Below are 15,743 nucleotides of genomic sequence, written 5' to 3'. Positions count from 1 at the left end.
GGCCCAGGTCGTGTGAAAACTCCGCCTCTGCTATTGTTCTCCAATGAATCGGTGGGACGAGCGATGGCGGGATTCGTGGAAGGGGTTGATCGCGGTCAGAGCACGTTGTTCCCCGCGCTGCTCGACGACTACGTGACCGAGGACAATCCGGTGCGTGCGGTCGATGTGTTCGTCGACGGGCTCGATCTGGATAAGCTCGGCTTCGTTGGCGTCCAGCCATTCGAGACGGGGCGACCCGGCTACCATCCCGGCATGATGCTCAAGCTCTATATCTACGGCTACCTCAATCGCGTGCCGTCGAGCCGACGCCTGGAACGGGAATGCCAACGCAATATCGAGATGATCTGGCTGACCGGGCAGTTGGCGCCGGACTTCAAGACCATCGCGGATTTCCGCAAGGACAATGGCAAGGCCATTCGTGAGGTCTGCCGCGAGTTCGTCGCACTGTGCCGCAAGCTTGATCTGCTTGCTGCAGCGAGCGTCGCCATCGATGGATCGAAGTTCAAGGCCGTCAATGCGCGGGACAAGAACTTCACCGAGGCGAAGATGAAGCGGCGCCTGGAGCGGATCGACGAGAGCATCGCCCGGTATCTGTCGCAGCTCGAGACCGCCGATCGGCACGGCGATGCGGTGCCTGCGGCGAAGGTTGAGCGGTTGAAGGGCAAGATCGAGAAGCTCAAGGAGGAGATCGTCCGGCTCACCGCGATCAATACGGAGATGATGAAGAGCGAGGACAAGCAGATCTCGCTGACTGATCCTGACGCGCGGTCGATGGCGACAAGTGGCAAGGACACCGGGATCGTTGGCTATAACGTGCAGATTGCAGTTGATACCCAGCATCATCTCATCGTGGCTCACGAGGTGACGAACGTGGGTACCGATCGCCACCAACTCGCCAACATGGCCAGGCAGGCGCGCGACGAGATGGCTGTCGAGACGCTCGAAGCCGTGGCAGACCGCGGCTATTACGATGGAGAGGAGATCCGGGCCTGCGAGGAAGCCGACATCACAGTGACGTTGCCGAAGCCGATGACTTCGGGCGCCAAAGCTGCTGGCCGGTTCGGCAAACAGGACTTCGTCTATGTCGCCGCCGACGATGTTTATCGCTGTCCCGCCGGCGAGCGGCTAACTGATCACTATACGAACGTAGAGGATGGAAAGATACTGCGCCGCTATTGGACAGGCACCTGCAAAACCTGCGCGCTAAAAGCTCAGTGCACGACAGGCACTGAGCGCCGCATCTCACGCTGGGAGCACGAGGCCGTTCTGGAGAAAGTTCAGGATCGGCTCGACCACAACCCCAATGCAATGGGTGTCCGCCGTCAGACAGCGGAGCACCCGTTCGGCACGTTGAAGTGTTGGATGGGAGCTACGCACTTTCTCACGAAAAAGCTGCCAAAGGTGGCCACCGAGATGGCGCTCAACGTGCTCGCCTACAACATGAAGCGCGTGATGATGATCGTGGGCGTAGCCGGATTGCTGGAGGCGATGCGGGCGTGAGGCTGGCCCCTGCGCGACCAAATCGGCGCCTACATGAAGCTCCTGGCTGCCACTGAGATGACCGGGGGCGATCCCACCGAATTGGAAGCTCGGCGGCCGCGAATGCGCCGGCGCGCCCCAAGTTGCGTGATTTTCACACGGCCTGGGCCAACAGGCGACATGGCAGGTGACCGAAATGTATGAGCCTTGCCGGCGGCTCATTCGGCGTTTTTGCGCTTAATCGGCTCAGGCTCGCCCTCAAGCGCGGTGCTGGTGTCGATCTCAATGATTTCGACTACTCGCCGTCGGTCTGCTTGAGTTTCAAGTCTTACTCGGATCGTGGTACCCCCTGGTAAGGTGACATACCCAGCAGCCTTTAGCACCGAAACGTGGAGGAAGGCATCGCCGAGGCCTTCCCCTAGTTCGACAAAGCCGAACTTTTTGTCCAGCTTGAACCAAGATACCCGACCCGATGCGATCATGTAATTACCCAGCAGAGCGTGGTGATAACCGGGACCGCGGTGAGCGCCAAAATGCTAGGCTTAAACGACTGCGTGCGGAACGATGTTCCAATAAGGAACGAGAACAGGATCAAAGCCAGGAACATGCATCCGGCTTGATGCATAAGGAGATATGGCGAATGCAACCAACCTTCACTTGGTTCGGGTGACCACCGATGATCGGGAGCACCAGCTTTGGGTGGCCGCGGCCCCTCGGGAGGAGGCAGTTACTCAGGTGTTGAATGCTATCCCGGAAGGGTGGACCGCAGCCCTGTTATCGAACAGGTTGAAGCCCGCGGAAGTAGAAGCCCTCAACATGAAGGCTGGCGAGGTACGTGAGTTAACGCTCAACCGCCAAGTGCCAAAGCCGAGAGCAAATTAGAGATACCGACAAAACCTCGCCGCGTCGGCCCCCCAGAACCTTTGCCGATCGGATGTCCGTTGAGGGTCTTGGCTGCGTTGGAAAGCCCCTTGCCTATTTCTTCTTTGCTGGCCCGAAATCCGGCTGCCAGGTGACCTCCTTGCGGCTCGGCGCCGCGGCGATCACCTTGGCTTTCTCCTTCTTCGGCTTCTTGGCTTCGCGATTGCTGCGTTGCTGTCCCTTTGCCATGTCGCTTGTCTCCTGTGGGGGGGCGAGTTCGTCCAGTTCGCTCGATTGCAGCACCCGCCCGCGCGGCGTGCAGACTCTCACGTCCATGTAGCCTTCGCGCAGCAGCTTTCGCGCAAGGCGCAGCGCGACGGTCGCGCTGCCGCGGCCGAGATTGGCGCTGCCGTACTCGTTGGTTCCGCTGACCAGATAGGGCACGCGCGTTGTCCTAGCCATTGAGGATGGCGCCACATACGAGAAGCAGAAGAAAAAGCGGAACGATCACCGGCGGCACGATCCATTCCGAGGCGCGAAAACGCGACATCGAACGCTCCTGCAACTCTGTCGGCGGGAGCGCACGTGACCCTCAGTCACCGGTCGATGCCGTTGCGAAGTGCGGTGATGCCATTACCCTACGCTTGCGCTATGCCAACAGCGAGCACTAAAACGCCGCGCGTGCGAGCGCCGTACTGCGGCGTCAGCACACGCGGCGTGGTGACAAAAGTGCTGGCTATTGCCGCGCAATGGGCGCATGGTCGTCGTTGTCGGCGTCGGTTGGGGCCGCCCTTGCAGGAAGGCAGGCGTGCATGACCATCCGCTCGCGGCGAAAAACCGTCACGTTCAAGCATCCGTTCCGTATCCGCGATATCGAGCGCCTGCTGCCCGCCGGCGCCTATGAGGTCGTCACCGACGAGGAGACGATCGAGGGCCTGACCTTCTCGGCCTATCGCCGCACCGCCACGACGATCCGCGTGCCCGCGGAAGGCCCGCGCGGCACCATGGAGGTGCTGTCGATCGGCTCGGTCGACCTTACCAACAAAGCCGCAGATGCGAGCGTCGCCAAATGACTGACCATCCCGTGGATCTCGACAAGCACCGCGGCATGGCGGCGCAAAAGGCGACCGAGCTGCGCCGCGCGCTGTCCGAGGTCGAGTCCAATGTCAGGCAGCTGCGCGAGCGCGAGGCCGATCTCGAAAACCGGCTGATGACGGTGCCCGCCACGTCCTGGCCGGAGGCCGCGGTGAAGGCGCGTTATCTGCTCAACCTCTATGCCGCGAGCCTGCCCACCGAGGACACGCGGCACCGTGCGCTGGTGGCAGCGCTGCTCGATGATTTCGCACGGCTCGCCGGGGAGGGCTGAGGCGAGCCCGGCCGCCCGTTTTCATCGCGCGATGCGCTGTGCGTGGACACGGACGGTGGGCTGCGGGGGGCGATCGAGTCAAACTGCAATCGCGCGAGGGAGCGATCGCGTAAGGGAGTAAGCCCATGATGCTCACGAGCGGTCGCTACATCGGCCTCGAATACGACCGGATGATCGTCCTGTTCTCGATGCTCGACGCCGGCAAGGAGATCCCTTGCGCAATCTCGACCTCCGCGATGGACTATCTCGAGCGCGGCCCGCAGGCGAGGCCCGAGCAGCGCGAAGCACAGTTCATCCGCTTGCGCGACTGCATCGAGGCCCGCGCCGCCAGCAAATATCGCGCGACCGAGTTCGAAGGCAGTCCGCCGGGAATCGTGCTACGCAGCATCGATTTCAGGCCATAGGTACGCGCTCCTAATCCGTGAGGGGTGCTACTCGTTCGCGGGGACCATGAGACGACACCGCTCAGCAATCTCTCGGAGCCGAAGTTTCCTTCATTCAACGCGTTCCTTGCTGGTGACCACCGGCAAAGGAGCTTTGCGCTCTGGAAGCTTCCTTTTCGGCGGTGCCGGAAGCAATCCTTCCCTAATCGCTTGCTTCCGAGCCAGCTTGCGGGCGCGGCGAATTGCCTCAGATTTTTCGCGCGTCTTTCTCTCCGAAGGCTTCTCATAAGAGCGTCGCTGTTTCATTTCTCGAAAGACGCCCTCGCGCTGCATCTTCTTCTTCAGCACACGAAGTGCTTGCTCGATATTGTTGTCGCGAACAAGTACCTGCAATTGAATCTCCTCGGGGGCTGCGAAAGAAATAAGACGGTCCTGCACGCAGCCAATGCGCAGGAGCTTCATTGTGATTGTGAGGGTGACAGTGACGGCGCTTCTATTCGCCGGTCTCGAACAAGCGGATCTACTTGTCGCAACAAAACAGTTTAGTGACCACGACGTCACCACTATCGGACGGCCGTGTCAATCGGTAAGGCTGCCTTGCACGTCAATAGGCCATCCGAAGCCGACCACGACCGGCGCGAGGAGTACCTAACTAGCGTATTGCGCGCACGCGCCTCTTTGGCTTCTTTTTTACGGCCGTGGCTTCTCTGGGGCGCGTCTCTTGCGCCTCTTTTGCAAACCTTAATTCGCGCAGCCGCGCCATATTTTTGCGAATGGCGGCGGCCTCTGCTTCAGCCTCTTGCACCGCTTTCGCACCGTTTTCAGCGGCAAAAGTCCGCCGGGCTAATCTTGCGGCCTGTTCAGCCGAGTCGGAGTTGGCTCGCTTCACGACGTCTCCTACGGATTGTGACTCGATTTCGCGGGCTTCCTTGCAAACAAGCTGGTGTATCGAGGGGCCCAGTCTCCACAAGAGCATTCATGTGGGCGGATTCAATCCGCTGTGAAGCCAATTCTGCGCGTTCGAATCAATCGGATCCGACGGAGCCTGTGCTTCGTACATCGTTGGGCATTTAGTGCACCTCAAAGTCCGGTGCTCGAACCCCGGTCTTCCCGCTACAACCCGCAGAACTTCCATCTTAGCCTCGCACATCGGGCAACGGGGCCACGCCGTTTCGCGAGGCGACAGCTTGTTCGTAAGTTGCGCGTCGGGCATGAGGCACTCCCTTTTTGCGAGGCGCGTGATCAACGGCTATGGCGTTTTTCAAGCGCCTTCTGCACCGTTTTCGATCGGAGCAGCACAAGCCTACTTTCAGCCAGTGTTCTGTAGCTACGTTCAAGCGTCTCAAGTTGGAAGCGAGAGAAGCGATCCTCGGCTTCGAGTTTTTCGGCCCGATAGTGCTCAGCAAGCAGCGTCCTCACGAAGGGGCAACGCCCCTTAGTGCCACGCGTTCCTAGATCCTGCCAGGCCGTGTCTGAAGATTCCAATTCACCTTGCTCGGCGCAGAAGCAGAGCTCACGAATCCTCTTCCGGCGAGTCAGCGGACCTGAGAGCCTCGCGAACGCAAATGAGGCGCGTCGATTAGCCGACGAGGCGAGGATGTTGGGGGATCACGGCAGGCTCATCATCTGCCAGACTGAGGGCCTCTTCATCCTCCTCCGACGTGCAACGGGGAGAATATCCCAGCTGCTGCAGGACAGCGGCGCTGGACCTCAGGAGTTGCCTTGACTCGGCAATGATCTCGCCAGAGCGGAAAATGATATCTCGGTCCGGTGCTGGGAACATGGGGCACTCCCCTCGCCATGCAGGCGGGAGCGCTATTGGTCTCTCAGCCACCGACGCCTACGGACAGAGCCTTGGCCGGTGATGACGAGACTGTACTCGCTTCTGGCAAATTAGGACACCGCCAAATTCAACGTAGCGCACTCGGGCTTGAATACGGACAGCACCAAGTTGCTCTATTCGCTTTGCTTGGGTCGCTCCAACTTTGAGGCGCGCTCAAGATATTCGGTAGCGATTCGTATCAGTCTGGCGCGCGTATCTTCCCCCATGAGTCTGGCGACGCTTCTGCAATGCTCCGCCTTCGCGCGAAGGGCGGCAGCACTTTCGTCGGCCGGATCATCGGACATAATCGCCTTGAAATGCAGCACCTGCCCGGCCTCGGAAGCCCAACCGAGGTTAACGGCCGACGTTCCTATCACCAATTTAGGAGACGGCTGGATTCAAATTAGGGCATGGGCTTAGACCGGTTGTTACGTGTCGCCCGCTCTGATCGGATGTCCGGTCAGGGTCATGAGCGCCGGTTGACGGCTCGGCCGGTTTCTTCCGGTCTACCTCGATGAGCCGACAACAGGGACGCCGCCCGGACCTGCGCCTTCGGGCCATCAACGGAAGTCGCCAACCCCATTCGATCACCTCGTCCGCGCGGCCGAGCAACATCGCGGGGGTAGGGACTAAACCGACGTCTGGTCGACCTAAACCGATTTACTAGCCGGAGCCACCTCAGCGCAATGGCGTTAACCAAGTGCTCGGTGCTACCTAATGAATACGGAGTGAAAAGCAACGGAACCGGCCCGCGAGCAGGCAGTTGCAGGACAAGGTCGGCGGCGTAGCGCCCGCCGCCCTTTCCCTTAATCGAGCCACGCGTCGCCGCTCCAGCAATTAGTGTCTACTGCCACAGTTGGCTGCGGAGAGTACGCCATGAAAAACATCCCCGATCTCCTAATTCGGTTTTGGCAAGGGAGCCAGCCCGCGTCCAAAACTCAGGTTGCGGCTATGGCCGAAAATCTGGATCGATCCAGCATGGCCGATTTTGTCCGCATCCTGCAGGCCTACGATCAAGACCAGTACGGCAGGAGTTAACGGCGACCGCATCGGGCGTGGGCACAATGGAACATTTGCGACGATCGATTGGGTTGCCGCAGTTTTGGGTCTAGGGAGCGCCGGCATTTTCCTTGCCCACGCCATCGAAAGCTATAGCTGCGCTCCAGTAACAAGAGGATAGCATGACTGGCTTCAAATTTTTGGGCGCGACGCTCGTTCTTTCCGCGCTCCTTGCGACGCCCGCCTCGGCATGGGAGTCGGTCTCTGAGCCTGCCGCGGCCGCAGCCGCGGACCCGACCTTTTCCATCTATTCGGGCGGCGGATATTCCGCGTATGGGATGGCCTCGCGGGCACCGCTCGGCGACGCGTCGGGACTACATGCGTCGGTACGGCCGCATCGCGGAAAACACACCGCCGGCGTCAAGCGCCACTGAACGGGACTTCGAATCGCCAGCCTTCCTGATTGAGGGCCAAGGCACGCCATGCACAGGCCAACACGTCGTCGTGATTTCGGACGAATGCGAGACCGACTGCGCAAAGACCTTGACTGAGATGATCGCCAGGATCGAGAGATGTCGCCCCCATGCAGCCTCCAACAAAGGCGACATCTGCCGCTAGCGCTGCTGCCAATCGCCGGTCCATGCGCTCGGCAGCCAAAGAATAATCTCCAAATTGCAATTGAGACTCTTCGCATCAAAGCATATTCGGCCATTGCCGGACTGGGGCTGACTTCTGAAATGGGTCGTGTGTCACGAGCATCGCCATGAGTACCGGTGATGCGCAACTGTACGAGAGATGAAGGAGGGCCCTTCGGGTTCGGCAATCAGGTGCTGATCTCAAGCCACCGCAAGCCGCTGCGGTCGAAAGCCGTGGTGGTGAGCGTTGCGGAAACGCCGGGACGAGATTCCGGCAGGCACGGTCGAGAGAGGCGAGCGCAAGCGAACCGCTGCAGAAGTGTCGAAAGCGGATTAGGCGATGTCAGAACCGGGGGGTGAACCTCCGGGATCAGCTCGGGGGATGCCTGAGACTGCCCGAGCGACATCCGGCATGTAGGCGGCGCGAAGCTCGACCCAGGCTTTCGTACGGAACGTGAGAACCTGGCCGGCGATGCCAAGGGAAAAGACACAAGCGGCCACAACCGCAAGGTCGAAAGTACCGATGCCCCGGAGAGGGGCGGACTGCCTCGTATTAGCGATGAAGCGGGGTAATGCCCGTGGAGCGAAGGAGGCAGGTCATCGCCATTGGATCGGGTCAACCAGCAATGGGAGGAACCCAGTCACCAATGGAAGGCGGCAGCCTTCATGCGATGGCACGAGCCGATGACGCGAGAGTGTCACGTCCGGATCTGTGAGAGGCTCGGGGTGAAATTCCCTGGGCCTACTCGGCAAAATGCGAAGAACTCAGGTGAGCAAATCACGTCGCTTTCACCGCGCTGAGCGGACCTCAACGACGCGCCCAGCCACTTCGCTGATGGGCCAAGAGGCGACGTAGCGCGTCCGGGTCAGCTCGGATCGAGTGGCGGGTCGGGGGACTTGGCTTCGTGCCACCACCAGACCTGAGTGTGCAAGAACAGCTTGGTCATTACCCACAGCAACGCAATTCCTGATTTCCGAAATGTTTCTGTAGACATCCTGCCCCATCTGCAAAATGGCGATGTCTTTCCCTCTCTTACCTCGGTCCGGCATCCGGTCGGCGACGTGGCGCACGACAAATCCACCGTAGGCGCGGCGTCATGGTCAAGGACGGCGGCGCGCGTTGGCACGCGCAACCTCGATTGGTCCAAGGGGGGCAACGGGTTTAGAAGTCTCTGCAGATGCGGCTGGTGGCATTCCTCGCTACGGCATCACGCGGCGGCGGCAATAACGATCCTCTATCGACTCCATGGCGAGAGGTAATTTCCCGCGCCGGCGTTGCAAGGTCATTCTCGTCGGGTGGTGGATAGTCATCTTTAACGCGATCAGGAGGCTACAAATGCCAGTCCAGCAGCCGGTTCTCACGGCGCCCCACGGCGGCAAGTCGGTGACCTCGAGCGGAGGCTCGAGCGTCGAGATGAAAGTGGAGAGCAGCCAGTCCGGAGGCGACTATGGCGCTGTCCTGTGGACGGTGCGGGCCGGGGAGGAGCCGCCGCTGCACACCCACTCGCGCGAGGACGAGCTGGTCTACGTGGTGCAGGGGCAGCTAATCGCGCGGGTCGGCGATGCCCGCGTCAAGGTGGGGCCGGGCGCCTACGCGGCTCTTCCCCGCGGTGTGCCGCATACGATCGAGGTGGTCGGCGACCAGGCAACCCTGCTGCTCAGCTTCGTGCCGGGTGGGCTGGAGCGCTTTTTGGTCCCCCGGGACGGCGAGCAGCCCGACCCGGCCGCTTTCGGCCTGACGTTCCCCTAGGGGCGGGGACCGCGGCGCGCGGCGTTCGTGACCGTGCACCGCGAGGAGGAGGAAAACCCCCGCAGCCATGCGGCCGGGCTGGGACGGACGGTCGGTGAACGCCCTGCGGCCTGCCCCTCCCCGTTTCACAAAATGAGCGCGCGCCTTGTATTGGCGGGCCGGCTCGGTCTCGATCCGGCGCGCGGCTTGAACCGCGAGCCAAAGGCGCTTTCTCAATCCGGTATTTGCCACGCTCGAGAAAGATAGCGCGGTGAAATGATCGGCGGCGCGTTGCTTCCAGTCAAGTCGATGGCCAAGGAAGGTTCGTTCCGGGTCATGCGCGACCGGATTGGGCCAGTGGCAAGTCCGCGTATCGTCCGCTATGCCCGGATAGCGACCAGCTTCCGCATCGCCGCGAAATGACGCGATGGGCGAGGACCTGACTCACGCACTGCACAACGTCGCTCGATCACTTCATCGGTGCACCAGAGGGGTTGAAGCTCACTGAGGTACGGTCATGAGTTCGAGCACATGGCCGTAAGGGTCGCGAAAATAGACGCCGCGGCCGCCGTTCCAGTCATTGAGCTTAGCATCGTCGAGGCTCCACGGTGCGCTGCCATAGGCGAGCTTCGCCTCGCGAATGCGGCCGAAGATGGCATCGAACTCGGCATCGCTGACGTGGAAGGCGTAGTGGTGGCTCTCGAACTCCTCGCCGTCGTCGAAAAGGAGCGTGAGCGTGTCGTTGACACGTACGGGCGCGAAATGGCCGCCTTTCGCATCGGCATGGAGGCCAAAAATGCGCGCAAAAAATTGCGCCGCTGCCCTCTTGTCGCGGGCAGGGACGATGGTGTGGTTGAGGATGATGGTCATTCGAGGACCTCTCGTTAACGACTGCCGCAGACCTATCGGCATACCCAAGACAAACCAAAGATAGGTCTTGCAGATTGTGCGTGAAGGAGCGTCACCGGACTGCGGGGTGCCATCACGACTAAAGGCTGGATTGGCTCATGAGCGAGGTCCCGATCACAGGGTCGGGGCCGCGGCCCAATAGGCGTGCTGCCTGCACGAGATGCGGCGACCGGCCACGCGTCCCGACCTGCGGGAAGGCAGCGAGAACAGCTCAAATTGCGTGCACGCTCGCGCCGATGTCTGGCAATCCTGGCCGAGTATGACAGGAACCTGGTTGACCCGACTGCCAAGTCGGATAGGATTGTGGCCCCAGAGAATGGAAAGAAGGCGACGGTCGCGCTTCGCATGCGCTGGTTCCGGGATCATGTCAGACAAGGCTCATGGCTCGCGCTCCTTGCGATTGCCATTAACTTTGCGCTGGCCTTTGGTCACGTTCACGCCATTGGCGGCCCGGGCTCAGGTCCAAGCCAGGTTGCCCTCGCCGCGTCAAGCACGCCGGACAATAGCGATCAGACGCCAAACCATCCTGCTGACGGTGTGGACTATCTCTGTCCGATCTGCGTCGCCACCGCGGCGATGGGGAACGCCCTGGCGGCGACACCACCTGCGCTACCCGTTAGCTTTGCCGACGTGTCGATCGACCGCCCGATCGAGCATGAGTACGCAATCCCTCAGCCGCCACGCGCGGCCTTTCAGTCCCGCGGGCCACCGATTTCCTGACGCCGCTGCCTCGCTCGCGTAGCGCAGCACCAGACCTGCTGTCGCCACCGGCCGAGCTTCCGTCGCTCACCACACGGCTTGTGTCGCCTTTTGGCCCGCGTGTGAATCATCTCAGTCAGGAATCTTCATGTATTCCGCCTCTTTGCGCATCCCGCGTAGCCTTCTCCTATCCGCGTCCGCACTCGTGCTGGTCGCAGCGTCAGGCGCGCCCGCGCTCGCGCAAGCCGGAGCCGCCTCGCCAACGCCGCAGCCATCCGCTTCCCCTTCCGCGCCCGAAACGCCGGCTGCGACCCAGCCCTCACCGCAGCAAAGCCCCGCGGCTGCGGAACAGCCCCCGTCGCCTCCGCCTCAAGCGCAGGGCGGCAACGTCCTGCCCGAGACGCGCGTCGTGGCGCCGGCAGAGCGGCCGCGGCCCCGCACGAAGCCTCCGCGCGTCGTGGCGACGAATCGGCCTCCCGCATCGACTCCGCCCACACAGCAGCAGGTCGTCGCGCAGCAGAACCAGAAGTTCGACGCGGCCCGCCAAACCATCTTCCCGCCGATCGGGGCCGGCTCCTACCAACTGAGCCACCAGGCCATCGAATCCCTGCCGCAGGGTAACAACACTGCGCTGGATAAGGCGCTGCTGCAGTTCCCGGGCGTGCATCAGGATTCGGCGGCGAGCGGCGAACTGCATGTGCGCAACGAGCATGCCAATCTGCAATACCGCATCAACGGCATTATGCTGCCCGACGGGGTCGGCGGCTTCGGACAAATCCTCGACACAGGTATTGTCGGCAATATGGCCCTGCTGACGGGGGCGCTGCCGGCGCAATATGGGCTGCGCACGGCCGGCGTGCTGGATATTACGACCAAGGCGGACGCGTTCGACAATTCCGGCAAGGTCAGCGTCTATGGCGGCAGCCACCAGACCATCACGCCATTCGCCGAATACGGCGGGACGGTGGGACAAACGCAGTATTACGTGTCGGGTCGCTATCTCTACAACAATCTCGGCATCGAGAATCCGACGCCCGCAAATGAGGCCATCCACGACCGCACGCAACAGGAAAAGGGCTTTGCCTACGTCTCGACGGTGCTCGATCCCAACAGCCGCATCACCTATATCGGCGGCGTCTCGAACGCGCTGTATCAGATTCCCAACAATCCCGGGCAGCCGTCCAACTTCCAGTTGGGGAACATAACCAGCTTCAATTCCGCGTTTCTCAACGAGCGGCAGTCCGAACTCAACCAGTTCAACGTCGTCGCCTACCAGCACTCGGCCGAAGGAATCGACTACCAGCTTTCCTATTTCAACCGCTACAGCCAGCTCCACTTCTGGCCCGACCCGATCGGTGACCTGCTCATCAACGGCATTTCATCGAGCGTGTACCGTCAGAGTTACGTCAACGGCATCCAGGAAGATACCGCCTGGCGCATCGCCGACGCGCATACGCTGCGGTTCGGGTTCACCACCAGCGCCGAGCGGTCCCTGGTCACTGGCATCAACACGACGTTCCCCAGTGACCCGGTGAATGGTGGTCAGGCGTTCGACCCGACGACGGGCGCACCGCTCCCACCCGTCACCATCTACGATTCCTCCAGCAAGCTTGGCTGGCTGTTCGGTGCCTATGTGCAGGACGAATGGAAGATCACCAACAACCTGACCCTCAACGTGGGTCTGCGCTTCGACCAGATGTGGCAATATGTCGATGCCAACCAGTTCAGCCCGCGCATCAGCCTGACCTGGGTGCCCCAGGACGGCACCACCGTCCATGCCGGCTACGCGCGGACCTTCACGCCGCCGCAGCAGGTGATTGCGGCGCCGACCAACATTGCGCTGTTCCAGGGCATGGTGGCTGCGCCCGCGGTCACCCAGAACGATCCGGTGCTGCCGGAACGAGCCCACGTCTTCGATGCCGGCGTGGTTCAGAAGATCTGGCCGATTCCCGGCCTTGAAGTCGGCCTCGACGGCTACGTCAAGCTGGCGCGTGATCTGCTCGATGACGGGCAGTTCGGCCAAGCCTATGTGCTCGATGGCTTCAACTATGCCAAGGCCAACAATATCGGGCTCGAACTCAAGGCGAGCTATACCAAGGGCAATCTCAAGCTCTACGGCAACGTGGCGTGGGCGCGCCAGATCGGCACCAATATCGTCTCGAACCAGTTCCTGTTCGATCCGGACGAGCTGGCCTACATCGCCACCCACTACATCCACACCGACCATAGCCAGTGGGTGACGGCTTCGGCCGGTGCCTCCTATCAGTGGTACGACACGAAGTTTAGCGCATCAATGATCTACGGCAGCGGGCTTCGTTCCGGCTTCGCCAATACCGACCACGTGCCGTCCTACACCCAGGTCAATGTCGGCGTGTCGCACGACTTCCATTTCGTCGCGCCGAACAAGCCGACCACGGTGCGGTTCGATGTCGTGAACCTTTTCGACAAGATCTACGAAATCAGGGACGGGTCCGGCATCGGCGTGTTCGCGCCGCAATTCGGACCGCGGCGTGGTTTCTTCGTCGGCATCTCACAGAAGATATGAGCGGGAGCAGAGAACCATATGCCTGATCGCAAATCACGGGCGAAGTCGGGAAAATTCGCCCGCATCGTCACGCTGACAATCGTGAGCCTTGCACCGCTCGCGATCTCGACGGCTGCGCTGGCTGACACGTCAAATCCGCTGCTGCCCCGTAATCTCTCGCCGTGGGGCATGTTCCTCAACGCCGACATCATCGTGAAGGCGGTGATGATCGGGCTTGCGTTTGCATCGCTCGTGACCTGGACGGTGTGGCTTGCCAAAACGGTTGAGTTAGCGGGTGCGCGGCGGCAGGCCCGCCGCCGCACCAGGCTGTTGGAAAGCGGCGGCAGCCTCGCNCCTGCCGTAACGACAGGGACGCCGTCGCCCAGCTCATCCTCACCACTGCGCGCGAGGCCGAGCTGTCCGACGGTATCGTCGACGACGCATTCAAGGAGCGCGTCGCCCTGCGGCTGGAGCGCGTGCAGGCGGCGATGACACGGCAGATCTCGCGCGGCACCGGCCTGCTCGCCACGATCGGCGCGACGGCACCGTTCGTCGGCCTGTTCGGCACGGTGTGGGGCATCATGAACTCCTTCATCGGCATCTCCGAATCCCACACGACCAATCTCGCGGTGGTGGCGCCCGGTATAGCCGAAGCGCTGCTCGCAACCGCCATGGGACTCGTCGCCGCGATCCCCGCGGTCGTGATCTACAACCACCTAGTGCGGGTCATCGGCGGCTACCGCACCCTATTGGACGACGCCTCGGCGCAGCTCCTGTTGATGATCAGCCGCGGACAGCACGGCCGCGCGGCGATGCTGTCACGGGCCGCGGAGTGACAGCATGGCCATACGTCTTGGACAACGTTCGGGCAGCGACGATCTCGAAATCCAGCACGAGATCAACGTCACGCCGTTCATCGACGTGATCCTCGTGCTCTTGATCATCTTCATGGTGGCGGCGCCGCTTGCCACTGTCGACATCGGAGTCAACCTGCCCGCCAGTACCGCGCCGGAGCAGCCGCGGCCGGACAAGCCCGTCTTCGTGACCATCAAGCCGGACGAGACCATTGCGGTTGGCGAGACCTTGGTGCCGCGCGGGGAGCTTTCGGCCGCACTCGATTCCGCCACCAACAACCATAAGGACGAAACGATTTTCGTCCGCGGAGACAAGACCCTCAGCTATGGCACGCTCATGGAGGTGATGAACAGCCTGCGCGACGCCGGATACCTCAAGCTCGCGTTGGTCGGCCTGGAAACGCCGGCAGCCAAGCCATGAACGCGTTTGCACTGCATCTGCCAGAACGGCGCGGACTTTCCCGCTGGACATTTGCCGGCGTGACGATCCTGATGGCGCACGCGGCGATCGTGGCCACGGTTGCGTTGTGGTATGCCCGCAGGCCGGTCGAGCCGAACATCCCGCCCGCGATCGCGGTGACACTGGCGCCGGTCGAAAGCAGTTCGCCCGAGATTCAAGACCAGGACATCGCCGTCGGGCCAACCATGCAGCAGGCTGAGGCCGCGCCACCGGAACCGCCCAAGGTCGAGGAGAAGCAGGAAGAGCCGGTGGTGCAGCCACCGCCGCCGGCACAAGAGGCCGAAGTCACGCTGCCAAAGGTCGAGAAGGAGGTGGACGAACCGAAGCCCCTGCCTCAACCGCCCGCGCCGGAAACCCGCGCGCCGCCAAAGAGCGAGCATATCGGACAGTTCACCGAAGCAGGCTCAAACGCCTATAACGCGCTGGTGTTCGGCCATCTGCAAAAGTTCAAGCGCTACCCGTCGGCCGCGCGCGGCAAGTCAGGCACGGTCATCGTTAGATTTATGTTGAACCGCGCAGGCGATGTGATCGCCAGCACTGTAACGAAGTCGTCCGGCAACGATGTACTCGATCGCGAGGCGATCGAGATTCTTCGACGCGCGAGTCCCTTCCCGGCATTCCCTGCGGCCAAGCCGGGCGCGCAGGATACTTACATCGCGCCGGTGAATTTCGCCCGGTCCAGTTGAAGGCGCCGGCACCGGGTCGCACTTGACGGGAGTGTCGAATGACAGTCCGGACCTTGTTGCTGGCTCTTTGCCTTCTGATTTGCAGTGAACTGCCCGCTGTTTCCAAAGGCAGTGCCGCAAATAAGGAGGATCCTTGGGATGCTCGTCTTATAGGCAATTTGCCCGCTGAGGTCCGACAATACATCACTGGAATCTGCAAAGGACCGGCCCGCGCCCAGCATGACTTCGCAACCTACTCACCGCGCGAAAAGCGCTGGCGAATAAACCTTGAGTACCTTCAATGCAACGGCCTTGGCGAATACCGTCGAGGAAACCAATGTCTGGACGTGGATTTCGT

At 61.6% G+C, this 15,743-nt stretch carries 17 protein-coding genes and 1 pseudogene; 13 read left to right on the top strand and 5 right to left on the bottom strand.

The genetic code is table 11. From position 1 onward, the window contains the following. Window positions 1-63: 63 nt before the first annotated feature. Window positions 64-1,500: an IS1182 family transposase gene (locus AYJ54_RS01160; RefSeq protein ID WP_063696054.1), complete on the top strand. Its 1,437-nt coding sequence runs from the start codon at window positions 64-66 to the stop codon at window positions 1,498-1,500. Between the two features lie 197 nt (window positions 1,501-1,697). Here AYJ54_RS01160 and AYJ54_RS01155 read toward each other — a convergent pair whose 3' ends face one another. Further along, a complete protein-coding gene (locus AYJ54_RS01155) occupies window positions 1,698-1,961 on the bottom strand; it encodes a cold-shock protein (protein WP_063696053.1) in 264 nt (87 codons plus the stop codon). A gap of 493 nt (window positions 1,962-2,454) precedes the next feature. Then, the gene (locus tag AYJ54_RS51070; RefSeq protein ID WP_201724108.1) at window positions 2,455-2,802 is read right to left on the bottom strand and encodes a hypothetical protein; all 348 of its coding nucleotides are present in this window, start codon (window positions 2,800-2,802) and stop codon (window positions 2,455-2,457) included. A gap of 350 nt (window positions 2,803-3,152) precedes the next feature. Between AYJ54_RS51070 and AYJ54_RS01140 the strand changes: the two genes are divergently transcribed. The 3 genes from AYJ54_RS01140 (at window position 3,153) to AYJ54_RS01130 (ending at window position 4,110) form a co-directional block, all read left to right on the top strand. Next, window positions 3,153-3,413 (top strand): hypothetical protein, encoded by a 261-nt coding sequence (locus AYJ54_RS01140; RefSeq protein WP_063696050.1) that lies wholly within the window; start codon window positions 3,153-3,155, stop codon window positions 3,411-3,413. Further along, window positions 3,410-3,706, top strand: a complete 297-nt coding sequence (locus tag AYJ54_RS01135; RefSeq protein WP_063696049.1) for a hypothetical protein — start codon at window positions 3,410-3,412, stop codon at window positions 3,704-3,706. The genes AYJ54_RS01140 and AYJ54_RS01135 overlap by 4 nt, the downstream gene beginning before the upstream one ends. A gap of 125 nt (window positions 3,707-3,831) precedes the next feature. Next, window positions 3,832-4,110, top strand: coding sequence for a DUF1488 family protein (locus AYJ54_RS01130; RefSeq protein ID WP_063696048.1), 279 nt, complete (start codon window positions 3,832-3,834; stop codon window positions 4,108-4,110). 90 nt (window positions 4,111-4,200) lie between these two features. Here AYJ54_RS01130 and rpsU read toward each other — a convergent pair whose 3' ends face one another. Together rpsU and AYJ54_RS01120 are read right to left on the bottom strand one after the other, a co-directional pair. Further along, window positions 4,201-4,482, bottom strand: coding sequence for a 30S ribosomal protein S21 (gene rpsU, locus AYJ54_RS01125; RefSeq protein ID WP_063696065.1), 282 nt, complete (start codon window positions 4,480-4,482; stop codon window positions 4,201-4,203). A 259-nt stretch (window positions 4,483-4,741) separates the two neighbouring features. Further along, a complete protein-coding gene (locus AYJ54_RS01120) occupies window positions 4,742-4,978 on the bottom strand; it encodes a hypothetical protein (protein WP_082905405.1) in 237 nt (78 codons plus the stop codon). A 1,809-nt stretch (window positions 4,979-6,787) separates the two neighbouring features. Here AYJ54_RS01120 and AYJ54_RS51065 point away from each other — a divergent pair. From AYJ54_RS51065 to AYJ54_RS01100, 3 genes are all read left to right on the top strand, one after another. Continuing rightward, complete coding sequence (locus tag AYJ54_RS51065; RefSeq protein WP_201724105.1) at window positions 6,788-6,949, top strand: hypothetical protein; 162 nt, start codon at window positions 6,788-6,790, stop codon at window positions 6,947-6,949. A 143-nt stretch (window positions 6,950-7,092) separates the two neighbouring features. Continuing rightward, on the top strand, window positions 7,093-7,344 hold the full coding sequence (locus AYJ54_RS01105; protein WP_063696045.1) for a hypothetical protein: 252 nt from the start codon (window positions 7,093-7,095) through the stop codon (window positions 7,342-7,344). 1,537 nt (window positions 7,345-8,881) lie between these two features. Beyond that, entirely contained in the window at window positions 8,882-9,295 is a 414-nt protein-coding gene (locus AYJ54_RS01100; protein WP_063696063.1) for a cupin domain-containing protein, read from the top strand. A gap of 480 nt (window positions 9,296-9,775) precedes the next feature. On the opposite strand, the gene AYJ54_RS01095 is transcribed toward AYJ54_RS01100, so the two are convergent. Continuing rightward, window positions 9,776-10,144, bottom strand: coding sequence for a VOC family protein (locus AYJ54_RS01095; RefSeq protein ID WP_063696044.1), 369 nt, complete (start codon window positions 10,142-10,144; stop codon window positions 9,776-9,778). Between the two features lie 384 nt (window positions 10,145-10,528). Between AYJ54_RS01095 and AYJ54_RS01090 the strand changes: the two genes are divergently transcribed. From AYJ54_RS01090 to AYJ54_RS01070, 6 genes and pseudogenes are all read left to right on the top strand, one after another. Then, the gene (locus AYJ54_RS01090; RefSeq protein ID WP_063696062.1) at window positions 10,529-10,903 is read left to right on the top strand and encodes a DUF2946 family protein; all 375 of its coding nucleotides are present in this window, start codon (window positions 10,529-10,531) and stop codon (window positions 10,901-10,903) included. Window positions 10,904-11,030: 127 nt separating this feature from the next. After that, window positions 11,031-13,427: a TonB-dependent receptor gene (locus AYJ54_RS01085; RefSeq protein WP_063696043.1), complete on the top strand. Its 2,397-nt coding sequence runs from the start codon at window positions 11,031-11,033 to the stop codon at window positions 13,425-13,427. 18 nt (window positions 13,428-13,445) lie between these two features. Beyond that, window positions 13,446-13,759 (top strand): annotated as a pseudogene (locus AYJ54_RS51840) (tonB-system energizer ExbB); the annotation flags it as partial. A 36-nt stretch (window positions 13,760-13,795) separates the two neighbouring features. After that, the gene (gene exbB / locus AYJ54_RS51055; protein WP_201724107.1) at window positions 13,796-14,242 is read left to right on the top strand and encodes a tonB-system energizer ExbB; all 447 of its coding nucleotides are present in this window, start codon (window positions 13,796-13,798) and stop codon (window positions 14,240-14,242) included. 4 nt (window positions 14,243-14,246) lie between these two features. After that, window positions 14,247-14,681 carry a TonB system transport protein ExbD gene (gene exbD, locus AYJ54_RS01075; protein WP_063696042.1) on the top strand — a complete coding sequence of 145 codons (435 nt, stop codon included), beginning with the start codon at window positions 14,247-14,249 and terminating at the stop codon, window positions 14,679-14,681. 59 nt (window positions 14,682-14,740) lie between these two features. Further along, on the top strand, window positions 14,741-15,406 hold the full coding sequence (locus AYJ54_RS01070) for an energy transducer TonB family protein (RefSeq protein ID WP_161491787.1): 666 nt from the start codon (window positions 14,741-14,743) through the stop codon (window positions 15,404-15,406). Window positions 15,407-15,743: the final 337 nt, after the last annotated feature.

Origin of the sequence: Bradyrhizobium centrolobii (assembly GCF_001641635.1) — a bacterium.
Lineage (GTDB): Bacteria > Pseudomonadota > Alphaproteobacteria > Rhizobiales > Xanthobacteraceae > Bradyrhizobium > Bradyrhizobium centrolobii.
Note: the sequence above shows the minus strand (reverse complement) of the source record. Positions and strands in the feature narration are given on the sequence as shown.